General features: G+C 67.2%; 22 protein-coding genes and 1 other RNA gene. 9 read left to right on the forward strand and 14 right to left on the reverse strand.

The window, feature by feature from the left end; all coding sequences use genetic code 11:
* Window positions 1–44 precede the first annotated feature (44 nt).
* Together U5809_RS24185 and U5809_RS24190 are read right to left on the reverse strand one after the other, a co-directional pair.
* A complete protein-coding gene (locus tag U5809_RS24185) occupies window positions 45–5,303 on the reverse strand; it encodes an autotransporter outer membrane beta-barrel domain-containing protein (RefSeq protein ID WP_322088372.1) in 5,259 nt (1,752 codons plus the stop codon).
* A 611-nt stretch (window positions 5,304–5,914) separates the two neighbouring features.
* Entirely contained in the window at window positions 5,915–6,826 is a 912-nt protein-coding gene (locus tag U5809_RS24190; protein ID WP_176050491.1) for a class II glutamine amidotransferase, read from the reverse strand.
* Between the two features lie 204 nt (window positions 6,827–7,030).
* On the opposite strand from U5809_RS24190, the gene pyrC reads away from it, so the two are divergent.
* The 3 genes from pyrC to rnpB all read left to right on the forward strand — a co-directional run bounded on the left by pyrC (window position 7,031) and on the right by rnpB (window position 8,881).
* Entirely contained in the window at window positions 7,031–8,095 is a 1,065-nt protein-coding gene (pyrC, locus tag U5809_RS24195; RefSeq protein ID WP_322088373.1) for a dihydroorotase, read from the forward strand.
* Window positions 8,092–8,457 carry a DUF3025 domain-containing protein gene (locus U5809_RS24200; protein WP_322088374.1) on the forward strand — a complete coding sequence of 122 codons (366 nt, stop codon included), beginning with the start codon at window positions 8,092–8,094 and terminating at the stop codon, window positions 8,455–8,457. Before pyrC ends, U5809_RS24200 begins: the two co-directional genes overlap by 4 nt.
* A 12-nt stretch (window positions 8,458–8,469) precedes the next feature.
* Window positions 8,470–8,881, forward strand: an RNA gene (gene rnpB, locus U5809_RS24205) — RNase P RNA component class A.
* Between the two features lie 69 nt (window positions 8,882–8,950).
* Here the strand turns inward: rnpB and U5809_RS24210 are convergent.
* Entirely contained in the window at window positions 8,951–9,415 is a 465-nt protein-coding gene (locus U5809_RS24210; protein WP_322088375.1) for an OsmC family protein, read from the reverse strand.
* A gap of 410 nt (window positions 9,416–9,825) precedes the next feature.
* On the reverse strand, window positions 9,826–10,131 hold the full coding sequence (locus U5809_RS24215) for a DUF1090 family protein (protein ID WP_322088376.1): 306 nt from the start codon (window positions 10,129–10,131) through the stop codon (window positions 9,826–9,828).
* 311 nt (window positions 10,132–10,442) lie between these two features.
* On the opposite strand from U5809_RS24215, the gene rplM reads away from it, so the two are divergent.
* From rplM to erpA, 3 genes are all read left to right on the forward strand, one after another.
* Window positions 10,443–10,871 (forward strand): 50S ribosomal protein L13, encoded by a 429-nt coding sequence (gene rplM / locus U5809_RS24220; RefSeq protein ID WP_041490553.1) that lies wholly within the window; start codon window positions 10,443–10,445, stop codon window positions 10,869–10,871.
* A 10-nt stretch (window positions 10,872–10,881) separates the two neighbouring features.
* Entirely contained in the window at window positions 10,882–11,274 is a 393-nt protein-coding gene (gene rpsI / locus U5809_RS24225; protein ID WP_048251223.1) for a 30S ribosomal protein S9, read from the forward strand.
* A 229-nt stretch (window positions 11,275–11,503) separates the two neighbouring features.
* Entirely contained in the window at window positions 11,504–11,875 is a 372-nt protein-coding gene (erpA, locus tag U5809_RS24230; protein WP_006759918.1) for an iron-sulfur cluster insertion protein ErpA, read from the forward strand.
* Between the two features lie 109 nt (window positions 11,876–11,984).
* Here erpA and U5809_RS24235 read toward each other — a convergent pair whose 3' ends face one another.
* The gene (locus U5809_RS24235; RefSeq protein WP_322088377.1) at window positions 11,985–13,133 is read right to left on the reverse strand and encodes an anhydro-N-acetylmuramic acid kinase; all 1,149 of its coding nucleotides are present in this window, start codon (window positions 13,131–13,133) and stop codon (window positions 11,985–11,987) included.
* A 142-nt stretch (window positions 13,134–13,275) separates the two neighbouring features.
* On the opposite strand from U5809_RS24235, the gene tyrS reads away from it, so the two are divergent.
* Genes tyrS through U5809_RS24250 form a run of 3 tightly spaced genes read left to right on the forward strand, consistent with a single transcriptional unit; the run spans window position 13,276 to window position 15,661 of the window.
* The gene (tyrS, locus tag U5809_RS24240; protein WP_176050495.1) at window positions 13,276–14,517 is read left to right on the forward strand and encodes a tyrosine--tRNA ligase; all 1,242 of its coding nucleotides are present in this window, start codon (window positions 13,276–13,278) and stop codon (window positions 14,515–14,517) included.
* Window positions 14,514–14,972 carry a D-aminoacyl-tRNA deacylase gene (gene dtd / locus U5809_RS24245; protein ID WP_011350959.1) on the forward strand — a complete coding sequence of 153 codons (459 nt, stop codon included), beginning with the start codon at window positions 14,514–14,516 and terminating at the stop codon, window positions 14,970–14,972. Before tyrS ends, dtd begins: the two co-directional genes overlap by 4 nt.
* 23 nt (window positions 14,973–14,995) lie before the next feature.
* Window positions 14,996–15,661 carry a histidine phosphatase family protein gene (locus U5809_RS24250; RefSeq protein ID WP_322088378.1) on the forward strand — a complete coding sequence of 222 codons (666 nt, stop codon included), beginning with the start codon at window positions 14,996–14,998 and terminating at the stop codon, window positions 15,659–15,661.
* A gap of 54 nt (window positions 15,662–15,715) precedes the next feature.
* Here the strand turns inward: U5809_RS24250 and U5809_RS24255 are convergent, their stop codons facing one another.
* The 9 genes from U5809_RS24255 to U5809_RS24295 form a co-directional block, all read right to left on the reverse strand.
* On the reverse strand, window positions 15,716–16,828 hold the full coding sequence (locus U5809_RS24255; protein WP_322088383.1) for a ParB/Srx family N-terminal domain-containing protein: 1,113 nt from the start codon (window positions 16,826–16,828) through the stop codon (window positions 15,716–15,718).
* Between the two features lie 152 nt (window positions 16,829–16,980).
* Window positions 16,981–17,934, reverse strand: a complete 954-nt coding sequence (locus U5809_RS24260; RefSeq protein ID WP_322088379.1) for an oxygenase MpaB family protein — start codon at window positions 17,932–17,934, stop codon at window positions 16,981–16,983.
* Between the two features lie 24 nt (window positions 17,935–17,958).
* Complete coding sequence (gene ruvB, locus U5809_RS24265; protein ID WP_176050498.1) at window positions 17,959–19,029, reverse strand: Holliday junction branch migration DNA helicase RuvB; 1,071 nt, start codon at window positions 19,027–19,029, stop codon at window positions 17,959–17,961.
* A gap of 108 nt (window positions 19,030–19,137) precedes the next feature.
* Complete coding sequence (gene ruvA / locus U5809_RS24270; RefSeq protein ID WP_014898064.1) at window positions 19,138–19,719, reverse strand: Holliday junction branch migration protein RuvA; 582 nt, start codon at window positions 19,717–19,719, stop codon at window positions 19,138–19,140.
* Window positions 19,720–19,881: 162 nt separating this feature from the next.
* Window positions 19,882–20,424 (reverse strand): crossover junction endodeoxyribonuclease RuvC, encoded by a 543-nt coding sequence (gene ruvC / locus U5809_RS24275; RefSeq protein WP_096506379.1) that lies wholly within the window; start codon window positions 20,422–20,424, stop codon window positions 19,882–19,884.
* Between the two features lie 151 nt (window positions 20,425–20,575).
* Complete coding sequence (gene purH, locus U5809_RS24280; RefSeq protein ID WP_282506702.1) at window positions 20,576–22,141, reverse strand: bifunctional phosphoribosylaminoimidazolecarboxamide formyltransferase/IMP cyclohydrolase; 1,566 nt, start codon at window positions 22,139–22,141, stop codon at window positions 20,576–20,578.
* Between the two features lie 44 nt (window positions 22,142–22,185).
* Window positions 22,186–22,419 (reverse strand): Fis family transcriptional regulator, encoded by a 234-nt coding sequence (locus U5809_RS24285; protein ID WP_006476892.1) that lies wholly within the window; start codon window positions 22,417–22,419, stop codon window positions 22,186–22,188.
* A complete protein-coding gene (gene dusB, locus U5809_RS24290) occupies window positions 22,416–23,483 on the reverse strand; it encodes a tRNA dihydrouridine synthase DusB (RefSeq protein WP_011350967.1) in 1,068 nt (355 codons plus the stop codon). Before dusB ends, U5809_RS24285 begins: the two co-directional genes overlap by 4 nt.
* A gap of 125 nt (window positions 23,484–23,608) precedes the next feature.
* A partial coding sequence (locus U5809_RS24295; protein WP_322088380.1) for an FAD-dependent monooxygenase occupies window positions 23,609–24,075 on the reverse strand: 467 nt, incomplete at its 5' end.

Here is a 24,075-nt window from a genome sequence, read left to right on the forward strand (position 1 = left end):
GGCATTCAGCCGGGCGGTTTTTTTTCGTCCGCGGGTGGCGTGCGTTACCAGCTGTACCGGTAGCCCACTTGCCCGACGATGCCGCGTCGGTAATCGCCGCCGATGTTGCGCGCGATCTTCGCGTTCGCGTACAGCTCGCCCGACTTGCCGAAGCTCGCGGTCACACCGACGCCGAGCTCGTACCAGGTGCGGCCGAGATGCGTCGCGAACGGCGTGCCGCCGACGACGGTCTGGCCCGGCGACAGGAAGTCGTGCAGCACGTCGGCCGTGAAGTACGGCGTCGCGGCGCCGCCGCCCGCATCCGACTGGAGGTTCGGCCGGAAGATGCGCACGCCGACGCGGCCGCGCAGCGCGTTCGTCGTCGTGCCCGATACGGCCGACACGTTGTCGTTGAACCCGTTCAGCTTCAGGTACTGATACATCAGCTGCGCTTGCGGCTCGATCGCGATCGGCGTGCTGCCGATCGCGAACGGCTTGCCGACTTCCTGCGACAGCGCGATACCGAAGCCGTTCTGCGACGCCTCGTTGCCGTAGCTGTCGCGATAGCGGTTGCCGTAGTGCGTGACCTGCCCGACGCTGTCGAAGTAGGTGCCGTCCGACAGGTAGCGCGTCCAGTAGCCGCCGACGCTCTGCGCGTGCATCTCGACCGAGCCGGTCGACGTCGACAGGTTCTGCGTGTCGGCGCGCGCCATGTCGCTGAAGCTCGCGTTCGACACGCCGATGCTGGCCGTCACGCCCGCATGCGTGCTGCCCGCGCCGTTCGGCGCCTGGTCGAGCGTCCAGTCCTTGCCGAACTGCGCGAAGAACGTGCGCTCGTCGGCCGCGAAGCGGCCCGCGTTCGCATCGAGGCTCTGGCCGCCGATGCGCCCCCATACGCCGTCGCGGTTGCCGGCCTGCTGCTTCTCGACGTTGTAGATGTCGCCGACGCGTTCGTGCAGCTTGCCGAGCGTCGAGAAGCCGTAGTCGGCGTTCAGCAGCGGCGTGAGCGCGTAGCCGGCGACGCCCGGGCGATACGCGAGCGTGCCGCCGCCATTCCCGTTGCCGCCGTCGCCGCCGCCCGACGGGTGAATCGGGTCGCCGGGGTCGGTCTGGTCGAGCTGCGAGCGCAGGTACCAGCCGTTCGCGTCGCTCTGCCCGCCGCGATAGAGCCGGTATTCGTACGCACCGGCCTGCACGGGCCCGGCGAGATGGAACGCCGACGCGGTGGTCGTGCCGCCGTTGGCCGTGACGACCACGGGAATCCCGTCGCCGGTCGTCTGCGCACCGGTGCCGGCCGTGTTGGCGATCTTCAGGCCGGTCGTGCCGCTCGCGGCGCCGCCGTTCACGATCAGCCGGTCGGTCGGCGACGCATCGGCGCCGAGATATGTGTTGAGCGCGATCGTGCCGCCGTTCCCGACATAGCTGCCGGTCGTCAGCGTCTTGTAGCTGCCCGTGAGCGTCGGCGAACCGACGGGTGCGGTGAATGCGACGAGGCCCGCGTTGTTCAGGCTGCTCAGGACCGAGCTGCCCGTCATGCGCCACGTGCTCGTGCCGTCGACGGTCAGTGCGACCGGATCGATCTTGCCGGTCAGCGTCGTGCCGTTCGCGAGGAACACGTTGCCGGTGCTCGATGCGTCGGAGACGATGTCGCCCGTGAGGTTCACAGCCGATGCGTTGAACGTCACGTTGCTGCCGTTCGCAAGGTTCAGCAGCGTGCCGTTGCCGGCCGTCACGACCGTACCGTTGCGCACCGCGATGTCGGCCGTGCCGCCGCGCGCGGAGAAGGCCGGCCCGGCGACGGACGTCACGCTGCCGCCGTCGACCAGGACCGAACTCGTCGCGCCGTTCGCTAGCGTGTCCGACGTCAGCACGCCGGCCGTCGCGCCCTTGAGCGTCGTGCCGGTCAACGCGAGCACGCCGCCGCTGTTCGCGGTTGCGCCGTTGCCGGCCGCGCTGGCGATCGACGAACCCGTATCGGCAATGCGCCCGCCGTTCTGCGCGACGACGCCGTCGGCCGCGCTGCCCGACGTGGCGAGCGTCGCGCCCGACAGCAGCGCCGTTGCGCCGCCGTCCATCACGACCGCATGCGCGCCGGCGCCGGTTGTCGCGACCGTCGTGCCGGTGGCGGAAAGCGTCGAATCCGCGCCCGATACGTACAGGCCGCGCGCGTTGGCGCCGGCGGTGTGGACGGACGTTGCCGCGTCGGTTGCGATGCGTGCGCCCGCGCCGGTCGACGTGAGGCCCTCGGCGCCGGTGCCGGTCGTGGTGATCTGCGTGCCGGCCAGCGCGATCGTGGTGTTCGCGCCGAGGTTGCGGATCCCGCTGCCCGATCCGCCGACCGAGATCGAGGTCGTGCCGGCCGCGATGCCGCCGCCCGTGACGGTCGAGTCGATCAGCACGCCGTCGGCGCTGCCGTTCGCGATCACGGTGCCGGCGCCCGACAGCGCGACCGATGCGCCGGCGCCCGTCAGGCGAACGCCCGCGATTCCGTTGTCGGCTTCGATCGAGCCAGCGTTGGCGAGCGTTGCCGACGCACCCTGCACGAGCGCGCCGATGCCGTCGGACACGCGGATCGTCGACGCGTTGTTCACCGTGCCTTGCGTGCCGACGACGACGCCCGTCGAGCCGGCGCCGGTCAGCAGCACGGTGTCGCGGTTCTCGAGCGTGCCGAGGTTCTGCGCGACGAAGCCAGTCACGCCGGCGGTCGACGACGTCACGGCGGCCTGGTTGGTCAGCGTCGTCGCGACCGGTGCGCCGGCGTTCGCGCCGGCGAGGTCGTGCGCCTGTCCGTCGACGACGCCCGCGATCGCGCCGGCCGCGTTCAGGTTGATCGTCGCGCCCGCGTCGATCGTGCCGGTCGCACCACCCTCGACCGCGATCGCGATGCCGTTCGCGCCGTTGACGTTGTAGATCGCGTTGCCGGTCGACAGCGTCGTGCCGGCGTCGGTCGCGAGCACGCCACGCGCACGCTGGCCGTTGACGTCGGTCGTCAGCGTGCCGGCCGTCGACGCGCCCGTGTAGGCCGCGCCGCCCGCGACGCGGAACAGCGTCGAATCGTCGGTGTCCACGCTGAGGTGCTGCGCGGCGACGTTGATCTTCGAGCCTGCGCCGTAGGCGTAGAAGCCGATCTGGTTCGTGCCGGACATGAAGGCCGGCACCGCGTTCGCGCCGACGTTGATCGTCGCGCCCGAGCGTGCGTGCACGCCGATCGCGCCGGTGCCCGTCAGGTTGAGCGCGCCATCGAGCGTGGCCGTGGCGCGTGGCCCTTCGGCCCACACGCCGTAGTTGCGCGTGCCCGAGGCCGGATCGAGGCTGCCGGCCACGTTGATCGTGCCGGTCGACAGGGCAGTCGTTGCCACCGCCCCGGTGCCGACGACCATGATGCCGATGCCGTTCACGCCGTTCAGCGTGATGGTGCCGGCGTTGCTTACGGTCGCGGCCGTGTCGGCCGCGAGCATGCCGACGTTGGCGAGCGGCGTGCCGGGTGCCGCGCCGTTGACGACGATCGTCCCTTCGTTGCTCAGATAGCCGTACGACGAACCGATGCTTGCCATCGCGGCGCCGTTCTGCGTCTGCGAACCGATCACGATCGTGCCGAGGTTGCGCCCGGTGCCGGAACTGCCGAGCAGGATGCCATACGCGTGCGCGGAGAGCGCGACGTCGCTTGCCGTGCCGCCGGGTGCGTACTGTGCCGAGCGGCCGAGGTAGATCGTGCCGCCGGCCTGGTTCGTGAAGTGGCCGTCGTTGGTGACGAGGCCGCCGATCACCTGGCTGTCGAGCGTCGTCGCATTGACGCCGACGTTGATCGTCCCGGCGTTCGACCCGGTCGCGCCGCCTGTCACGCCTACCGCGTAGTTCTGCAGGTTCGGCTGGTTGCCGTCGAGCGTCCACGCGCCGACGTTCATCACGCCGTTGTTGACGAACGAGGTGCCCGTCCCGCTTGCATACACACCGTTGCCTTCCGTGTAAGCGTTGAAGCCGAAGTTGACGGGCGGCGCGCTGCCGCTCGCGTCGAAGTTGTCGCCGGACGCGTAGCCGGACGAGATCGTGCCGTTGTTGACGCCGCTTGCGCCGCTCAGCAGGCGCACCAGCGTGAAGTCGCCCGACAGGCGCCCGTCGTTGACGAAATGCGCGCCGTTCTCCGCGAGGACGGCCGAGCTCGAGACGATCGTGTTGGTGCCGCGGAAGTCGATCTGGCCGTCCGTGCCGATATGCAGCGTCGCGTTCGCGCCCGTGCCGTGCATCGCCGACAGGTAATCGATCGGCAGCGTGTTCTTGTCGCCGGCGGACACGTTGTTCTGGTACTGGAAGGTTTCCTGCGAGAACGTGACCGCCTGGCTGAACGCGCTGTCGTAGGCAGCCTGCGAGCCGAGCGCGCCGCTTTGCACCGAGCGCACGAGAAAGTCGTTGTACGCGGCGAGCGACGCGGCGTCGGTGACCTTCCAGGTGCTGCCGTCGAACGCGGTGAAGGTGCCCGTGTAGGCCGGCACGTCGAGCTGGAGGTTGCCGACGGCACCGCCGCTCGCCAGATAGTCGCCGGTCGTGAACCAGATCTGGTTGCGCGAATTCCAGTTGACGGTGCTTTTTGCAGTGCCCGTGCCGTCCGCGAGGGCGAGGTCGGTCTGCTTCGCGGCCATCGAGATCGCGTTGCCGGCCGCATCGGGCGCATTCGCCGCGTTGCCGATCGACACGTCGAGCGTGCCGCCGGTGCGGCCGATGGTGCCGATGCGCGTGTCGACGTACTGGTTGCCGTTCACGTCGTTGTAGACGGGCACGTTGGTCGCGCCGGCCGTCGACGCGGTGAATGCGGACGAGTCGTAGGTCGCGACCGACGTGCGGGTGCCGGTGATCGAGTCGGGCGTGCTGACGCTGTAGGTCTTGCCGCCGAGCGACAGCAGCGGCTGGCTCGGGTTGCCCGACACGATGGTGGTGCTGCCGATCGGCGTGAGCGTGTAGCCGGGGTTGCCGCCGGTGCCGGCCCATGCGCCGGTCACGCCGACCGTGTCGCCGCCCGAGACGGTCGCGGAACCGACCAGGTTGTCGTTGGCTGTCGGGTTGAAGGTGCCGACCGCGCAGGTGCCGCCGTTCGCGATTGTCGCGCCGTTGCCGCAGGTCGACGCATGCGCGGCGCTGGCCGACAGCATGGCCAGCGCCGCGCCGAGTGCGGCGACCCGCGGCGGCGGCCGGCGCATGGCTTCATGCGCGGCGCCGCGGCCCGTGCCCGATTCGCTGCCTGAGCGCTTGCCGCGCGCCCGTGCCGTTTCCGCTACCGCGACCCAGCAGCCGGCGGCTTCGCTCCATATCGATTGAAATGAGTGATTCACGACAAGCCCCTCTTTCTTGTTTTGAAGTGGCATTCGCCGCAGCTCGGCGAATTCGCAATCCGCGGTGGCGAAATAATCCGAAGGGGGCGTGCGGCGGCTATGGCTGCGTGTCGCGCCAATCGTGTTTCGTTACACCAGCGATGGGCGGAGTCTACTGATTCGAATCGCGGTCGATGATCGAGAAATTGGGAAATGTAAGGATGCCAACCGTAATGGGTGGTATTTTTGATTTATGTGGCTAATCGAACCGAAAGCCGTGCCGGCAAGCGGTTGGAGGATTCGATTAAAATCCGGAATGATTCTAGGGGTAGGTGGGGTAACGAACGGTTTGGCAGAAACCGATGCGCTAGGATACGCGCCCGGGATTATATTTATTTATTGAGCTGGCGTTATTGTTTTTGATTTAATTGCTGTTTATTTTCGCTTGTAAATTAATAAAATCAAGCGAATTTCTCATGGCATCGATTCGTTGCGCCGGAGGGCAGTCCGAATGAAATGGCCTTGGCCGGCGCAGTGCGATTTTCGTCGGTGAAGGGCGTCGCCGCCTCCGGTGCGGGGTTTGCTCAAGCAAGCAGGCAGGAAGCGCCGGCGCGGCGCGTGCCGCACCGGATTCAGAAATCGATCGCGTCGTCGGAATCGCCGTCGGTGGCGGTGGCGAGTGCCTCACGGGCGTCACGCGGGGCGGACGCCGATGCGTCGAGCGCCGGATTGCGCAGCTTCTCGAGCACGCGTTCCGGCACCGGGATCTGCATCCGTGCGGCGACGTCGCCGCACTGGAACATGATCAGCTCGCCCGGCTCGAACGCGGTCCAGACTTCGTCGTCGGTGAGCGGCTGCGTCGCGATTACCGCGACGCGATCTTCAGGCGTCGTGTATTTCGCGAAGTCGATCGACAGGTCTTCGTCGACGAGATGCGCGGTCGAGAACGGCCAGCGCCGCACGAGATAGTGCAGCCGCGTCGAGCAATGCGCGAAGAGCGCCTGGCCGTTCGACATCAGGAAGTTGAACACGCCGTGATCGGTGATCCCGCGCGTGAGCTCGCCGACCCGCTCGAACAGCTCGGGCAGCGGCGGCTGCGCGCCGGGAAAGGCCTCGCGCAGCCCCTGCATCAGCACGCAGAACGCCTGCTCGCTGTCGGTCGTGCCGACCGGGTGGTAGACGCTGCCGTCCATGTTCGGCGCGTAGTCCTGCAGGTCGCCGTTATGCGCGAAGATCCAGTGCCGGCCCCACAGTTCGCGCATGAACGGATGGCTGTTCTCGAGCAGGATGTGCCCTTGCGTCGCCTTGCGGATGTGCGCGATCGTGTTCTTGGACTTGATCGGGTAGCGCTTCACCATTTCTGCGATCGGCGACGTGGCCGATGCCTGGTGATCGATGAACAGGCGGCAGGCCTTGTCCTCGAAGAACGCGATGCCCCAGCCGTCGGCATGGTGATCGGTCAACCCGCCCCGGGCCGCGAAACCTGTGAAGGAGAATGTGACGTCCGTCGGCGCGGCGCAGTTCATTCCTAAGAGTTGGCACATTTTACTTGGGGCGGCAGGCTGAAGCGGGGGTAACGAACCGGGCGAACCCCGGTACAATGCGGCTTCTAGCATATCACCGAGCCCTGAGCGGTAAAAAGCGGATTCCGCTGGTCAAAGGTCCCGTGTTGCGGTTTGCCGTCAGTCGGCCCGCGCACGCGTGTTCCGGCCCCGCCGACGGCAAGCACGTTCCTCACGACGCCTCCTATGACTGCCTCGAACGCTTCCTCCCCGGCGACGCTCTCGCTCGCCCGTCCCGACGACTGGCACCTGCACCTGCGAGACGGCGACATGCTGGCCGCCGTGCTGCCGCACACCGCGCGCCAGTTCGGCCGCGCGATCGTCATGCCGAACCTGAAGCCGCCGGTGACGACCACCGCGCAGGCGCAGGCCTATCGCGAACGCATCCTCGCCGCGCTGCCGGCCGGGATGACGTTCGAACCGCTGATGACGCTGTACCTGACCGACAACACGCCGCCCGACGAGATCCGCCGCGCGCGCGAAAGCGGCTTCGTGCACGGCGTGAAGCTGTATCCGGCAGGCGCTACGACGAATTCCGACCACGGCGTCACCGATCTCGCGAAATGCGCGAAGACGCTCGAGGTGATGCAGGAAACCGGCATGCCGCTGCTCGTGCACGGCGAGGTGACCGATGCGTCGATCGACCTGTTCGACCGCGAGAAAGTGTTCATCGACCGCGTGATGACGCCGTTGCGCCGTGATTTCCCGGGCTTGAAGGTCGTGTTCGAGCACATCACGACGAAGGACGCGGCCGACTACGTGCGCGACGCCGACGCGGCGCCCGGCCTGCTCGGCGCGACGATCACCGCGCATCACCTGCTGTACAACCGCAACGCGCTGTTCGTCGGCGGGATTCGCCCCCATTACTACTGCCTGCCCGTGCTGAAGCGCGAGACGCATCGCGTGGCGCTGGTCGAGGCTGCGACGTCGGGCAACCCGCGCTTCTTCCTCGGCACCGACAGCGCGCCGCATGCGCGCGACGCGAAGGAAACCGCGTGCGGCTGCGCAGGCTGCTACACGGCGCTGCACGCGCTCGAACTGTACGCGGAAGCGTTCGACACGGCCGGCGCGCTCGACAAGCTGGAAGGGTTCGCGAGCTTCTTCGGCGCCGATTTCTACGGGCTGCCGCGCAGCGCCGAGACGGTCACGCTGCGCCGCGAGGCGTGGGAACTGCCGCGCGAGATCTTCGCGGGCGACACGCCGGTCGTGCCGCTGCGCGGCGGCGAGACGATCGGCTGGAAACTGGCGTGACCGATGCGCCGCCGCGCGAGTCCGGCCAGACGGCCGGCCGCGCGGCGGCGGAATTCGCGCGGATCGACTGGTCCGCGCCGTGGCTCGCGTCCTGTGCGGACCAGGGTCGGGCCGTCCAGGCGGCCGCATCGGCTGGCGACGCCGCGTTGCTCGATGCGCTGAACGGCGCGTTGTTCGACGGTGCAAGTGGCGCCGCCGAACGCGCGATGCGCGCGCTGACGAGCCGCGATTTCGCGCTGCTCCCGGTGCTCGGCGCTCCCGGCTGGTGCGCCGCGAATGCCGATGCCGCGTTCCATGACGATTCGGCGGTATTCCGCATCGGCCGCCGCTCGCGCGCTGCCGACGGCGGCGCGCAGTGCTAGAATGCGCGTCGCAAAGCAGGCTAGGCAGTCGCGGCCTCGCCGCCTTCGGGCGCGCGGGGGCGAGGAAAGTCCGGACTCCACAGGGCAGGGTGATGGCTAACGGCCATCCGTGGCGACACGCGGAACAGGGCAACAGAAAGCAAACCGCCGATGGCCCGGCGCAAGCCGGGATCAGGTAAGGGTGAAACGGTGCGGTAAGAGCGCACCGCGGCGACGGCGACGTTCGCCGGCACGGTAACCTCCACCCGGAGCAATTCCAAGTAGGCAGGCGCGCATTTTCGGATGCAGGACGGGGCCCCCGTCTCGTCTGCGGGTAGGAAGCTTGAGCGCGTCAGCAATGGCGCGCCTAGAGGAATGGCTGCCACGCGTTGCGCGCTTCGGCGCGCAACGTGCACAGAATCCGGCTTATCGGCCTGCTTTGCCGTTCGAATGCGAAAGGGCCGGCGTCTCCTTGCGGAGCGCCGGCCCTTTTTTCATGCGTGCCGCCGTGCGTTCAGGCCGCGACGATGTCGAACGAATGCGTGAGTTCGGCCGTCTTCGCGATCATGATCGACGCGGAGCAGTACTTGTCGTGCGACAGGGTGATCGCGCGCTCGACCGTGCCCGGATTCAGGTTGCGGCCCGTGACGGTGAAGTGGAAGTGCACCTTCGTAAACACCTTCGGATCTTCGCTCGCGCGTTCGGCCTTCAGCGTGACCGAGCAGCCGGTGACTTCCTGGCGGCTCTTCTTCAGGATCAGCACGACGTCATAGGCCGTGCAGCCACCGGTGCCGAGCAGCACCATTTCCATCGGACGCGGCGCGAGGTTGTGGCCGCCGCCCTCGGGCGCGCCATCCATCGCGACGAGATGCCCGCTGCCGGTCTCGGCGGAAAACGCCATGCCGTCCTGGCCCATCCAGCTTACTTTGCATTCCATGCTTGCACTCCAGCGTTGCCTGATTCGGATTCGATCCGGCATTGTAGCCCGCTGCGCAACGGTCGGCTGATGCGCTGCACGACGTGCAATGCCGGCGCCGCGCGGGCGGGGCGCCTGACGGCAATTTCCCTGCTTTTTTTAGGGGTTTTGCTCTAGGCGAGGGGTATTTTTGCACATGCTCGTCAGCGCCATGTGATTGATTTTAAAGGGGAAGTTTGTTTTCTGAGCGCGTCGCTTGAAATTTCGCATTATGGTTTTGGATTTCGCAATGCAAATTTTCTTGTGCAGTCGAGGACGCGTTCGTATAATGAGCCTCATTGGTTGTCGCGCTGCGACAACCTCCGAATGTCTCCTCCACCCTCCTCCTGAGGTGGATTAAGCCCGAACCAGCCGTTCGGGCTTTTTTTCGTCTCATGCAAACATCGGCGCGCGGCTTGCGCGCGCCGGCAGTGTTACGCGGGCTGCCGCGCGGCCGGCTGCGATGTCGCGTCGGGGGCCGTGCCGCGCGTGCGCGAGTCAGGCGCCGGCGCATGGGCGGCCGACGCGTGGCCGTGGCCGCGAGCGCAGAAGTGACGGACGCGTTCGCGCACCGCGCGCAGGCGGGCGACACGATCCTCGGCATGGGCGCTCCGGGCTTCGCTGATACGCGCATCGAGCGCGTCGAGCTTGGCTTGGCAACTGGCGTGGTCGGCGACGGCGGGCGCCGCGGCGGCCAGCAACGCGGCCGCGAAGAAGGGCGTAAGGCGTTGTTTCATCATGCTTGTTTGTTGTTTTCCGTGTTCGGCCGGTCTGGCGCGGCAAGGTCAGGTGCCGCGCGTCGATGGGTGCCGCCCCGGGCGCTCGGTTCGCCTGGCTGGTTGGGGCACGACCGGATTTTGGCCCATTTCGGGCGCCGCGGACACGGGACGTGGATTCCCTTTGACCGCGTCGCCGTATTTCCTTTATAATTCAGGGCTTTTCCGCATTCATGCCCACGGAAAAAGAACAGGGAGAGCCTGCACCGCGCCTCGAAGCGCACACAGACAAGCAGGACGAACACATCGGGCAAAGCATTTTTTTTGGATCGATCATGAAGACGTTTTCCGCAAAAGCCCATGAGGTGACGCGCGAATGGTACGTGATTGACGCGACGGATAAGGTTCTCGGCCGTGTTGCCAGCGAAGTGGCACGCCGTCTGCGCGGCAAGCACAAGCCTGAGTTCACTCCGCACGTCGATACTGGTGATTTCATCATCATCGTCAACGCGAGCAAGTTGAAGGTCACGGGCAACAAGACGCTGGACAAGAAGTACTACCGTCACTCGGGCTACCCGGGCGGTATCTATGAAACGACGTTCGGCAAGATGCAAGAACGCTTCCCGGGCCGCGCGCTCGAGAAAGCGGTCAAGGGCATGCTGCCGAAGGGCCCGCTCGGCTACGCGATGATCAAGAAGCTGAAGGTCTACGCAGAAGCGACGCATCCGCATTCGGCTCAACAGCCGAAGGCGCTCGAGATCTAAGGGGACCCACATGATCGGTAACTGGAACTACGGTACGGGCCGCCGCAAGAGCGCAGTCGCACGTGTCTTCATCAAGGCTGGCAAGGGCGACATCGTCGTCAACGGCAAGCCCATCGCTGACTACTTCTCGCGCGAAACGTCGCTGATGATCGTGCGTCAACCGCTGGAACTCACGAACCACGGCCAGACGTTCGACATCAAGGTGAACGTGAATGGCGGCGGCGAAACGGGTCAGGCAGGCGCAGTGCGCCACGGCATCACCCGTGCACTGATCGACTACGACGCGACGCTGAAGCCGTCGCTGTCGAGCGCAGGCTTCGTGACGCGCGATGCGCGTGAAGTCGAGCGTAAGAAGGTCGGTCTGCGCAAGGCACGCCGCGCCAAGCAGTTCTCGAAGCGTTAATTCCGCTTCATGGCCTCGCCGCCTTCCGGTGGCGTCCGCCGGAAAAACCGCCAGTTTTCGCGCTGGCGGTTTTTTTATGCCCGCTTGTTTGCCCGCGCCCAGGCCGCCGCCGCGGCAGCCCGCGTGGGCAGGTTTGATGAAATCGACAAGAACCTATTGATTTCATGGACTTCAGCACGATCTTCTGATCGGCCCTACAATAGCGGCTAAAGCTTTTTGGAGAGTTCGAATGAACGCTGTTACCGAATCCGCAGCAACGACGACCGATATGCCGCTGCCGTTCGTCTTCACCGACGCCGCGGCCGACAAGGTCAAGCAATTGATCGACGAAGAGGGCAATCCCGACCTGAAGCTGCGCGTGTTCGTGCAGGGTGGCGGCTGCTCCGGCTTCCAGTATGGCTTCACGTTCGACGAGGAAGTCAACGAGGACGATACCGTGATGAACAAGAACGGCGTCCAGCTCCTGATCGACTCGATGAGCTACCAGTACCTGGTCGGCGCCGAGATCGACTACAAGGACGACCTCAACGGCGCCCAGTTCGTGATCAAGAATCCGAACGCGACCACCACCTGCGGGTGCGGTTCGTCGTTCTCGGTCTGAGCGCGCGCCAGATCCGCGCCGGTTCGCCGGCATGAAAAACGGGGCTTCATGCCCCGTTTTTTTTACGCCTGTCACGCCATGCGGCGCCCGCCGCATGGCGCGCGTCGCGTCAGCGCGGATAGAGCGCGCCGAGCACGCGGTTGCCGGCGGCGCCGGTGACCGTCGCGAGATTGCCGGGCTGGCGCGCGGTGAAGCGATAGGCGAGCCACGCGAACGCGAGCGCCTCGACCTGCTGCGGCGGCACGCCGAGCGCGGCCGTCGTATCGACGGTGGCCGGCACGCCGGCCTCGTGCAGCGCGTGCCGGAGCGCGTCGAGCAGCACCGGGTTGCGTGCGCCGCCGCCGCAGACGAACACGGCCTTGCAGCCCGATGCGTGTTTGGCGATCTCGCGTGCGACCGACACGGCGGTGAGCGCGGTGAGGGTCGCCTGCACGTCCTCCGGCGCGACCTGTGCGAACGCGGCGAGCTTCGCGTCGAGCCATGCGGGATTGAACAGGTCGCGGCCGGTGCTTTTCGGCGGCGGCGCGGTGAAATACGGCTCGTCGAGCAGCGCGTCGAGCAACGGCGCGTGCACGGTGCCGCGCGCGGCGAACTTGCCGCCGTCGTCGTACGGCTTGCCGAGATGACGGGTCGCCCATTCGTCGAGTAAAGCGTTCGCGGGACCGCAGTCGAAGCCGCGCACGTCGCCGCCTTCGCCCGGCAGGATCGTGATGTTGCTGATTCCGCCGAGATTGCAGACGACGCGCGTTTCGCCCGGCGCACCGAACACCGTCGCATGGAACGCCGGCGCGAGCGGCGCGCCGTGGCCGCCGGCGGCCACATCGCGGCTGCGGAAATCGGCGATCACGTCGACCTGGGCCAGCTCGGCGAGCAGCGCCGGATTGTTGAGCTGCCGCGTATAGCCGCGCTCGGGGCGATGACGCACCGTCTGGCCGTGCACGCCGATCGCGCGGATCTCGTCGCGCGACAGCCCGGCCGTGCGCTGCAATTCGTGGCAGCACACCGCGTAGCGCGTGACGAGTGCGTTCGCCGCGAGCGATTCGCGGTCGATCTCGTCGTCGCCGGGCTGTTGCAGCGCGAACAGCGCGTCGCGCAGCGATTGCGCGAAGCCGACGAACGCTTCCGCGAGCACGACCGGCGCCTTGCCGGCCTCGAAACGCACGGCGACGCCGTCGACGCCGTCCATGCTGGTTCCCGACATCAGCCCGAAGTAGATGCCGTCGGCCGGATGGGCGTGTTGCGGCTGTCGTTGCGGCACGTTGGGTTCTCCTGGATCGTGCGGCGCGGGCCGGTGCCGCGCGCCTTGCGCCCGATTATCCGCGCAACCTGACGCGCCGTTAAGCGATGCGCGCGCAAGTTATGGGAAAATCCCTGTTTTTGCGACATTCTTCCTGGCACCGATGAGCACCGAATCCAGTTCCAAGCCTGTTTTCCCGATCACCGACGAAGTCCGGCATGCGCTCGCCGTCACGAAGCGCGGCGTCGACGAGCTGCTGATCGAGGAAGAGTTCGCGCAAAAGCTCGCGCGCAGCGCGGCCACGAACACGCCGCTTCGCATCAAGCTCGGCCTCGATCCGACCGCGCCCGACATCCACATCGGCCACACGGTCGTGCTGAACAAGATGCGTCAGCTGCAGGATCTCGGCCACACGGTGATCTTCCTGATCGGCGATTTCACGTCGCTGATCGGCGATCCGTCGGGCCGTAACGCGACGCGCCCGCCGCTCACGCGCGAGCAGATCGAATCGAATGCGAAGACCTACTTCGAGCAGGCCGCACTCGTGCTCGATCGCGACAAGACCGAGATCCGCTACAACAGCGAATGGTCGATGCCGCTCGGCGCGGACGGGATGATCAAGCTGGCGTCGCGCTACACGGTCGCGCGGATCCTCGAGCGTGAAGACTTCACGAAGCGCTTCCAGGGCGGCGTGCCGATCTCGATCCACGAATTCCTGTACCCGCTGATGCAGGGTTACGACTCGGTCGCGCTGAACGCCGATCTCGAGCTCGGCGGCACCGACCAGAAGTTCAACCTGCTGGTCGGCCGCGAACTGCAGAAGCAGTACGGCCAGGAACAGCAGTGCATTTTGACGATGCCGCTGCTCGAAGGCCTCGACGGCGTCGAGAAGATGTCGAAGTCGAAGGGCAACTACGTCGGCATCAGCGAGAAGCCGACCGACATGTTCGGCAAGCTGATGAGCATCTCGGACACGCTGATGTGGCGTTACTTCGAGCTGCTGTCGTTCCGCAGCCTCGACGAGATCGCGGGCTTCAAGCGCGAGGCCGAAGGCGGCCGCAACCCGCGCGACTTCAAGGTGCTGCTCGCGCAGGAAATCGTTGCGCGATTCCATTCGCAGCCCGACGCCGAGCGTGCGCTGGAGGACTTCAACCACCGCGCGAAGGGCGGCGTGCCGGACGACATTCCGGCGGTCACGCTGGCCGGTGCGCCGCTGGCGATCGGCCAGCTGTTGAAGCAGGCCGGCCTCGTGCCGTCGACGAGCGAAGCGCTGCGCAACATCGAGCAGGGCGGCGTGAAGATCGACGGCGCGACGGTGTCGGACAAGGGCCTGAAGATCGAAGCCGGCGAGTTCGTCGTGCAGGTCGGCAAGCGCCGCTTCGCGCGCGTCACGCTGACCGCATGATCGCGCTGATCCAGCGCGTGAAGCGCGCCGACGTGCGCGTCGGCGACCGTACGACCGGCGAGATCGGCGCGGGCCTGCTCGCGCTGGTCTGCGCGGAACGCGGCGACACCGACGCGGCAGCCGACAAGCTGCTCGCGAAGATGCTCGGCTACCGCGTGTTCAGTGACGCCGCCGGCAAGATGAACCTGCCGGTGTCGAACATCGACGGCGAGGGCCGCGCAGGCGGCCTGCTGCTCGTGTCGCAGTTCACGCTCGCGGCCGATACCAACAGCGGGCTGCGTCCGAGCTTCACGCCGGCCGCGCCGCCCGACGAAGGTGCGCGGCTGTTCGATTATTTCGTTGCGGCTGCGCGGGCGCGCCATCCGGTCGTCGAGACGGGCGAGTTCGGCGCCGACATGCAGGTGTCGCTCGTCAACGACGGCCCCGTGACGTTCTGGCTGCAAGTGCGGCCCTGATTCTTTCCCGGAGACGCGCCGCGATGGCCACCACGCAGATTCTTTTCATTCGCCATGGCGAGACGGCCTGGAACCGCATCAAACGCATCCAGGGCCATATCGACATTCCGCTCGCCGATACCGGGCTCGCACAGGCGAAGCGGCTGGCAGCCCGGCTCGAACGGGAGGCGCGCGACGGCGCTCGAATCGACGCGGTCTATTCGAGCGACCTGATGCGTGCGCAACAGACCGCACAACCCTTTGCCGATGCGCTTGGTCTGTCGCTGCAGCTGCGTGAAGGGTTGCGTGAACGCTCGTACGGCGCGTTCCAGGGGCACGACAGCACCGAGATCGAGACGCTGTTCCCGGACGCGTACGCGGCCTGGCAGACGCGCGACCCGGGTTTTGCACCGGAAGGCGGCGAGTCGCAGCGCGAGTTCTATCACCGCGTGCTGCATGCGCTCGAACCGATCGTCGCCGCGCATCCGGGCGGCCGGATCGCCTGTGTCGCGCACGGCGGCGTGCTCGACTGCGTGTACCGCTTCGCGAACGGAATCGAGCTGTCGGCGCCGCGCAATTACCAGCTGCTCAATACGAGCATCAACGTCGTCGATTACGTGGATGGCCGCGCGCATGTCGTGCAGTGGGCCGACGTGTCGCATCTGGAAGCGGCGAGCGACGACGACGACGGGTACCGCAAGGTGCTCTGAGTCCGCGGGCCCCGCACGGCATTGCCGGCCGGGGCTTCCGTTACCGCGAGCCGCTTACTGCGGCAGCGCGTGGCGAGTCTTGTAGTCGAGCGAGTACGCGATCTTGCCCGGTTTGTCGGCCGTGATCGGCTGGCGCAGCTTGTCGAATTCCCCCTTGTTGTATTTCTTCCCGCCGTTGATCGCATCGGCGCGCCCGAGGTCGGCACCCGTCTTGCCGTCGATCACCGGGTCCGTTGCCGCGACCATTCGCGTCGACGCATTCCAGACCGCATTCAGATAGCCCGTGTCGGCCTTCGCCGGATCGGGATCGGTCGTGCCGCCGCGCGTGAGGTCGTAGCTCGCCAGCGCGAACGTGCCGGGCTGCGCGCGCAGCCAGTCGGCCCAGTAGAACTCGAGGTAGTCGGTCGCTTGCGCGGGCTTGCTGTAGCCGATGTCGCGCGTGAAGTAGACGAGCGACCGGTAGCGGTCGTTCGTCATCCCGAGTTTCAGGCCGAGCCCGGTCGGCAGTTGCGCGGTCGTGATTGCCTTGCCGTCGCCGTTCTTCAGGCGCAGGTAGCCTCGGCTTTGCATCTGCTGCCAGAACGCGTCGCCCGAGTAGTCGCTGAGGTTGTCCTTGACGACGACGTGCACGTGCAGCGCCGCGCCGCCGTCGGGCGTCTCGTAGTAGGTCGACAGGCCGTGATGGCCGTCGGTCAGGTACAACGCATCGCCGTTCGGGCCGATCACGACGGAGTTCAGCACCGAGCGGTCGCGGGCGTTCGCGTCGGTCGTCGTGCACGTGTAGCTCGCGGGCTCGCGCAGCGACGACTTGGCCGTGTAGCCGCTCGATGCAACGCCGCCGAGTCCTTCGTCCGCGCAGAAGTCGTCGAATTTCTTGTCGGGCTGCAGTTCGTAGCGGCCGAGCTTGTAATAGATCTGGTCGTAGCCAATCGCACCCTGCGTCGGATGGAGATCGCCGAGCGTCACGTCGATCAGGTCGCCCGCGCGCGCGGCCTTCCACTTGCCCGCTTGCGGCGTGACGGTGGCCGGTGGGGGCGTGGTGCCGCCGGACGGCGTTTGCGAGTCGGTACGCGCCACGGCGACGACATCGTCGCCTCCGCAAGCGGTGAGGGCGAAGACGGTGGACAGGCTGGCGGCAAGGGCGAAACGGATCGGCAGGCGGAGCATCGCGGGCATCGGGTGTCGGTCGGGTGATCGGGACACCGCGCGGGTCACGAACAGGCGGGACGAGCAGGACATGCGACCGTGCGCGGGTGCAAGCCTGTCAGCTTGTCACAGGAATTTGACAGCAAATTGAAATGATCGGAAGAGCCGGATCGTCAGGCGGACGGGGTGCCGTCGGACGGGGTCGCGGTCGCGCGACGGCGTGCGCGTTTCGACGCGCCGTTGACGAGCGCCCAGCGCAGCACGGGGGCGACGGCCCGTACGCCGGGCCGGACCACCGCGCGGCGCAGCGGCGCGAACGTCGATACGCCGAGCATGCGCTGCGCCCAGGGCGGCAGCAGGTCGATTCCCGCATGCATCATCAGCGACGCGGCCGGCCGCAGCGCGGGTGTCGCGACCGGCGCATTCAGCAGGATGTCCATCACGTCGAAGGTGTGCGGCCCGGCCTCGAGTTCAGGCTGCATGCGCGCGAGATAGGCGGCAACCTCGGCGCGCGAACGCGGAACCCCTTGGGCGCCGAGCAACTCGGCGATCAATGCCGTTTCGGCGTAGTAGCGGTCCTGCAACTCGCCCGACAGCGATGGATTCACGTAGCGCAGATGCGCGGCGAGGAAGCTCGACGCTTCCGCGACATGCACCCAGGTCAGCAACGCCGGATCGTCGGCGCGATACGGCCGGCCGTCCGGCGCGGTGCCCGAGATGCGCGCGTGGATCGATTTCACGCGCTCGATCAGCGCGAGGGCGTCCGCGCGGCTGCCGAACGTCGTGCCCGTGATGAACGTGGCGGTACGGCGCAAGCGGCCGAGGATGTCGGTGCGGAACGACGAGTGATCCCAGACGCCCGCGAGCGCGAGCGGGTGGAGCGCCTGCAGCAGCAGCGCGGCGATGCCGCCCGTCATCATCGACGTGAAGTCGGCATGCACGCGCCAGCAGACGGCATCGGGGCCGAACAGCCCAGGGTCGCCCGGCGGTGAAGAGAGATCGAGCGACGGGCCGCCGCCGCCCGCCGTCAGGTGCGTGATGCCGGCCACCAGCCGCTTGCGGATCGGCTCGGCCCAGCGCGGGCCCGGTGCGGGCGCGGCGGGGTGGCGGCTGGGCGGCGTGGTCATGGCGGGAGCGGCTCGGGCGACGGGTTACTTCCCGTCGGGCGTATTCCATTCGCCGCGTTCGGCGCGGCCGGTGTCGGGCGCCGAAAGCCCGAAGTGGCGATACGTGAGCAGCGTCGCGACGCGCCCGCGCGGTGTGCGTTGCAGGAAGCCCTGCTGGATCAGGTACGGCTCGAGCACGTCCTCGATGGTGTCGCGCTCCTCGCCGATCGCCGCCGCGAGGTTGTCGATGCCGACCGGGCCGCCGTCGAACTTGTACAGGATCGCTTCGAGCAGCTTGCGGTCCATCAGGTCGAAGCCGACCGGATCGACGTCGAGCATCGCGAGCGCGGCATCGGCCACCGCTGCCGTGATCTGGCCGTCGGCCTTCACTTCCGCGAAGTCGCGCACGCGGCGCAGCAGCCGGTTCGCGATCCGCGGCGTGCCGCGCGAACGCTTTGCGATTTCCAGCGCGCCGTGCGGATCGATCTGCGCGTTCAGCAGCGACGCCGAGCGCCGCACGATGCGCGACAGCTGATCGGCGTCGTAGAACTCGAGCCGCGCGACGATCCCGAAACGGTCGCGCAACGGGTTGGTCAACATCCCCGCGCGGGTGGTCGCGCCGACCAGCGTGAACGGCTGCAGATCGAGCTTCACGCTGCGTGCGGCCGGACCTTCGCCGATCATGATGTCGATCTGGTAATCCTCGAGCGCCGGATACAGGATTTCCTCGACGACCGGCGACAGCCGGTGGATCTCGTCGATGAACAGCACATCGTTGGCTTCGAGGTTCGTCAGCAGCGCGGCGAGATCGCCCGCGCGCTCGAGCACGGGGCCCGACGTCTGGCGGAGGTTCACGCCCATTTCGCGCGCGATGATGTGCGCGAGCGTCGTCTTGCCGAGACCCGGCGGCCCGAACAGCAGCACGTGATCGAGCGGCTCGGAGCGGCGCTTCGCCGCTTCGATGAAGATCTCGAGCTGGCCGCGCACCTTTTCCTGGCCGACGTAGTCGTCGAGCTGGCGCGGCCGCAGCGCACGTTCGAACACCTCCTCGTGCGACGAGGTGGGCGTGGCGGCGATGATCCGCTGCTCGGTGGCGAGTTTGTCGGTTTCAATCATGCGGCCATTGTACCGCGCGACGCGTTCCCGCCCACCTGGCCGAACGGCCGACTGGCGCGCGGTGCGGCGCCGCGCGACACTGGTTTCAACGGCCGGATTGAACGTGCGTTACACCTTCGACAACGCCTTCAGCGCGAGCTTGATGCCTTCGGACACGCCGGTGCCGGCCGGCACGTTCTTGATCGCGGCCAGGCCTTCCTTCTCGGAATAACCGAGCGCGAGCAGCGCGTTGAGGATGTCGGTCGCGTGGTCGGACGGCGACGCGGCGCCGGCGAGCGCACCGAGGTCGGCGCCGAGCTTGCCCTTCAGCTCGAGCAGCAGGCGTTCGGCCGTCTTCTTGCCGATGCCGGGCAGGCGCGTGAGGCGCGCGGCGTCCTGCATCGTCACGGCCTGCGCGAGCTCCTGCACGCTCATGCCGGACAGCACGGCGAGCGCCATGCGTGCACCGATGCCGGTGATCTTCAGCAGCTCGCGGAAGGTCGTGCGCTCCTGCGGCGTCAGGAAGCCGTACAGCAGGTGCGCGTCCTCGCGGACGATCTGCTGCGTGAGCAGCACGACGCGTTCGCCCGTTTGCGGCAGGTTGTAGAAGGTGCTCATCGGCACGTCGATTTCGTAGCCGACGCCGTTGCAGTCGACGAGCAGATGAGGCGGGTTCTTTTCGAGCAGGATGCCGGCGATGCGACCGATCATGGAGGGCGGGACGAGAGGAATAAAGCGCGAGTGTAGCGCACGCGCGGCGCAATGCCGATGGGCCTGGCCGTCAGGCCGAAGCGATGCGTGTCGTGGGGGCGCCGCGCGCGGTCGAAACGGTCACGGCATCTGCCACGGGGAGTCGGACCGCGTGCGCCGGCGTCAGCCGACCAGCCGCCCGCGCCGCACGCGCAGCCCTTTCTTCGCGAGCGCCGGTGCGAGGCCGCTGATCGTGCCGAGCGTATTGCCGCTGTGTGCGTGGCAAATCGCCATCCCGAGCGCGTCGGCCGCGTCGCTGCCGGGCTGGCCGGACAGGTTGAGCAGCCGGGTGACCATTTCCTGCATCTGCGACTTGGTCGCGCGGCCGTAGCCCACGACGGCCTGCTTCAGTTGCAGTGCGGTGTATTCGGCCACTGGCAGGCCGCCGGCGACGAGCCCGCAGATCGCGGCGCCGCGCGCCTGGCCGAGCAGCAGCGTCGACTGCGGGTTCACGTTGACGAACACCTGTTCGATCGCGGCCTGATCAGGCGCATGTTCGCGCACGAGCGTCGATACGCCCTGAAAGATCGTGCCGAGCCGCGTGGCCAGGTCGGCCGTCGGCGTGCGGATCACGCCGCTCGCGACATACGCGAGCCGATGGCCGCTGACGTCGATGACGCCGAAGCCGGTGACGCGCAGGCCAGGGTCGATGCCGAGAATTCGCATGAGTGGGGAGAGAAACCTGATGCAGCGATACTACAACGAATGGTGCAGCGCACCGGTCGCACGCTTGCGTGCGCGGGCGTCGCGCAATAAAAAACCCGGCGGGTGCGACGCCGCCGGGCTCTCATGTTGCAGCCACGCGGGCCGCATGCGATCAGTGACGGAAGTGACGCACGCCGGTCAGGACCATCGCGATGCCGTGCTCGTCGGCTGCCGCGATCACTTCGTCGTCGCGCATCGAGCCGCCCGGCTGGATCACGCAGGTCGCGCCGGCTGCCACGACGACGTCGAGGCCGTCGCGGAACGGGAAGAACGCATCCGACGCGACAGCCGAGCCGGCCAGCGTCAGGCCAGCGTTCTGCGCCTTGATGCTCGCGATGCGGGCGGAATCGACGCGGCTCATCTGGCCGGCGCCGACGCCGAGCGTCATGCCGTTGCCGCAGAACACGATCGCGTTCGACTTCACGTACTTCGCGACACGCCATGCGAACAGCAGGTCGTCCATTTCCTTCGCGGTCGGCTGGCGCTTCGTGACGACGCGCAGCTCGCTCGGCAGCACGTTGCGCGAGTCGAGCGACTGCACGAGCAAGCCGCCGCCCACGCGCTTCAGGTCGAACGCGTTGTGACCGTCGCCGAGCGCGATTTCGAGCAGGCGCACGTTCTGCTTCGCGGCGAACACCTGCTTTGCGGCGTCCGAGAACGACGGTGCGATCAGCACTTCGACGAACTGCTTCGCGACAGCCTGCGCGGCCGCTTCGTCGACTTCGCGGTTGAACGCGATGATGCCGCCGAATGCGGAAGTCGGATCCGTCTGGAACGCCTTCGCGTACGCGTCGGCCGAGTCGTTGCCGACCGCGACGCCGCACGGGTTCGCGTGCTTGATGATCACGCAGGCCGGCGCGTCGAACGTCTTCACGCATTCCCACGCGGCGTCCGAATCCGCGATGTTGTTGTACGACAGTTCCTTGCCCTGCAACTGGCGGTAGTTCGCCAGTGCGCCGGCCGGCGTCGCGAGATCGCGGTAGAACGCCGCGCTCTGGTGCGGGTTCTCGCCGTAGCGCAGGTCCTGCACCTTGTCGAACGCCATGTTCAGCGTGGCCGGGTACGCGCTGCGCGACGCGTGCTGCAGCTCGTCGGTCAGGCTCGTCAGGTAGTTCGTGATCGCGCCGTCGTATTGCGCGGTGTGCGCGAACACCTTCGTCGCAAGGCGGAAGTTGGTCGGGTAGCCCACCGCATTGCCGTTCGCCTTCATTTCATCGAGCACGACCGCGTAGTCGGCCGGATCGACGACGACCGTCACGTCGCGGTGGTTCTTCGCGGCCGAGCGCAGCATCGTCGGGCCGCCGATGTCGATGTTCTCGATCGCGTCGGCGAGCGTGCAGTCGTCCTTCGCGATCGTCGCGACGAACGGGTACAGGTTCACGACGAGCAGGTCGATCGTCGGGATGCCGTGCTGTTCCAGCGCCTGCATGTGCTCGGGCAGGTCGCGGCGGGCGAGGATGCCGCCGTGCACCTTCGGGTGGAGCGTCTTCACGCGCCCATCGAGCATTTCCGGGAAGCCCGTGTAGTCGGCCACTTCGGTAACGGGCAGGCCGGCGTCGGCGAGGAGTTTCGCGGTGCCGCCCGTCGACAGCAGCTTGACGCCGAGGTCGGACAGCGACTTCGCGAAGTCGACGATGCCGGTCTTGTCGGAAACGGAAATGAGCGCTTGCTTGATCATGATGGAACCACCAATAGCCAGGGAAACGGGGACGGGGCGGCCGACTACAGCAGGCCGTGCTGCTGCAGCTTCTTGCGCAGCGTATTGCGATTGATGCCGAGGTACTCCGCGGCGAGCGACTGGTTGCCGCCTGCCTGTACGAGCACGACCTCGAGCATCGGCTTTTCGACGCAGGACATCACCATTTCATAGACGTCGTGCGGATTGGAGCCGTCTAGATCCCGGAAATACACGTCCAGGCTCTCGCGGACACATTGTTCGATGTTGTGCTTGCTCATGCTGCTAACTGGTTATGGTCGTCCGACTCGCCCTGGCCGTTTTCCTCTTCGTCATCGACGTAGACGAGGTGGTCCGACAGCGCCTTTTGCGCCTCGAAGAATGCATTGACGGCGGCGAGTTGCTCGCGGGAGGAATCGAGCGTGTTCATCCTGTGCCGGAACCCGTTGGCACCGGAAAGGCCGCGAGTGTACCAGCCGATGTGCTTGCGCGCAGTACGGACTCCCGTGAATTCACCATAGAAAGCGTAGTGGTCTTCCAGGTGTTCGTTCATCACGTGCTGGATCTCGTCGATCAGCGGCGGGGGCAGCAGTTCACCGGTTTGCAGGAAATGATCGATTTCGCGGAACAGCCACGGCCGGCCTTGCGCGGCACGACCGATCATCAGCGCGTCGGCGCCGGTTGCATCGAGCACGGCCTTCGCTTTCGCGGGCGACGTGATGTCGCCGTTTGCAACGACCGGAATCCGCACGGCCGCCTTCACGGCCGCGATGGTGTCGTATTCGGCGTCGCCGCGGTACAGGTCGGCGCGCGTACGGCCATGCACGGTGAGCATCGAGATGCCGGCCGCTTCGGCGAGGCGCGCGACCGTGATCGCGTTCTTGTGCTCGCGGTCCCAGCCGGTGCGGATCTTCAGCGTGACGGGCACCGCATCGGGCCCCGTGCCGACCGCCGCGACGACGGCCTCGACGATCCGCTGCACGAGCGGCTCGTTCTGCAGCAGCGCGGAACCGGCCGCGACGTTGCAGACCTTTTTTGCCGGGCAGCCCATGTTGATGTCGATGATCTGCGCGCCGTTGTCGACGTTGTAGCGGGCCGCTTCGGCCATCATCGCCGGATCGGCGCCGGCGATCTGGACCGCGATCGGCTCGACCTCGCCTTCGTGGTTCGCACGGCGCATCGTCTTCGCGCTTTTCCACAGCTGCGCGTTGGACGCGACCATCTCGGACACGGCGTAACCGGCCCCCAGCCGCTTGCACAGCTGACGGAACGGACGATCCGTCACGCCGGCCATCGGGGCGACGAACAGGTTGTTACGCAATACGTGAGGGCCGATAACGGGCATCGCAATGGCACCGCCCGCGACTGGCGCGGGCAGGGGAAGGGAAGACGGAAAACGAGCATTTTACCGTATTCCCATGCCCCGCCGATTTGACCCGGTTTGAGTGGCGCGACTGTGCGCGCCGCGCGTCAGTTGCGCTGGCCGAACATCATCTGGCGCGCGATCACCTTCTTGAGCGGCGGCACGAATTCGAGCGCGGTCAGCGCGGCGCCGCGCAGCAGCGGAAGCGGGCCCGAGTCGATCGTAAACAACCGCGCCAACGTGTCGGTCGCGCCGATCGTGAAGCGCCGGTCGAGCGCGCGACGCGCGTTGAAGGTCGCGAGCGCGGTCGCTTCGAAGCCTTGCGCGGACAGCGTGTCGACGAGCGTATGCGCATCGCGCAGCCCGAGGTTGAGCCCCTGGCCCGCGACGGGGTGCAGGGTTTGCGCGGCATTGCCGACGATCGCGACGCGGCCGTTGACGAGCGTTTGCGCGGCGTTCAGGCCGAGCGGGAACGACGCGCGGCCGGCGATGGCGACGAAGTCGCCCATGCGTGCGCCGAACGCGCTGCCGAGCTCGCGCAGGAACGCGTCGTCGGGCAGCGCGGCGCGTCGTG

Source organism: Burkholderia sp. BCC1999 (assembly GCF_905339975.1).
In the GTDB taxonomy this organism is placed as follows: domain Bacteria; phylum Pseudomonadota; class Gammaproteobacteria; order Burkholderiales; family Burkholderiaceae; genus Burkholderia.

Excerpts from the sequence above, each read along its gene's own strand:
- U5809_RS24190 (WP_176050491.1), bottom strand. The coding sequence starts at position 6,826 with ATGTGCCAACTCTTAGGAATGAACTGCGCCGCGCCGACGGACGTCACA.
- pyrC (WP_322088373.1), top strand. The coding sequence starts at position 7,031 with ATGACTGCCTCGAACGCTTCCTCCCCGGCGACGCTCTCGCTCGCCCGT.
- U5809_RS24210 (WP_322088375.1), bottom strand. The coding sequence starts at position 9,415 with ATGCCGGATCGAATCCGAATCAGGCAACGCTGGAGTGCAAGCATGGAA.
- U5809_RS24215 (WP_322088376.1), bottom strand. The coding sequence starts at position 10,131 with ATGATGAAACAACGCCTTACGCCCTTCTTCGCGGCCGCGTTGCTGGCC.
- rplM (WP_041490553.1), top strand. The coding sequence starts at position 10,443 with ATGAAGACGTTTTCCGCAAAAGCCCATGAGGTGACGCGCGAATGGTAC.
- rpsI (WP_048251223.1), top strand. The coding sequence starts at position 10,882 with ATGATCGGTAACTGGAACTACGGTACGGGCCGCCGCAAGAGCGCAGTC.
- erpA (WP_006759918.1), top strand. The coding sequence starts at position 11,504 with ATGAACGCTGTTACCGAATCCGCAGCAACGACGACCGATATGCCGCTG.
- tyrS (WP_176050495.1), top strand. The coding sequence starts at position 13,276 with ATGAGCACCGAATCCAGTTCCAAGCCTGTTTTCCCGATCACCGACGAA.
- dtd (WP_011350959.1), top strand. The coding sequence starts at position 14,514 with ATGATCGCGCTGATCCAGCGCGTGAAGCGCGCCGACGTGCGCGTCGGC.
- U5809_RS24250 (WP_322088378.1), top strand. The coding sequence starts at position 14,996 with ATGGCCACCACGCAGATTCTTTTCATTCGCCATGGCGAGACGGCCTGG.
- U5809_RS24255 (WP_322088383.1), bottom strand. The coding sequence starts at position 16,828 with ATGCTCCGCCTGCCGATCCGTTTCGCCCTTGCCGCCAGCCTGTCCACC.
- U5809_RS24260 (WP_322088379.1), bottom strand. The coding sequence starts at position 17,934 with ATGACCACGCCGCCCAGCCGCCACCCCGCCGCGCCCGCACCGGGCCCG.
- ruvB (WP_176050498.1), bottom strand. The coding sequence starts at position 19,029 with ATGATTGAAACCGACAAACTCGCCACCGAGCAGCGGATCATCGCCGCC.
- ruvA (WP_014898064.1), bottom strand. The coding sequence starts at position 19,719 with ATGATCGGTCGCATCGCCGGCATCCTGCTCGAAAAGAACCCGCCTCAT.
- ruvC (WP_096506379.1), bottom strand. The coding sequence starts at position 20,424 with ATGCGAATTCTCGGCATCGACCCTGGCCTGCGCGTCACCGGCTTCGGC.
- purH (WP_282506702.1), bottom strand. The coding sequence starts at position 22,141 with ATGATCAAGCAAGCGCTCATTTCCGTTTCCGACAAGACCGGCATCGTC.
- U5809_RS24285 (WP_006476892.1), bottom strand. The coding sequence starts at position 22,419 with ATGAGCAAGCACAACATCGAACAATGTGTCCGCGAGAGCCTGGACGTG.
- dusB (WP_011350967.1), bottom strand. The coding sequence starts at position 23,483 with ATGCCCGTTATCGGCCCTCACGTATTGCGTAACAACCTGTTCGTCGCC.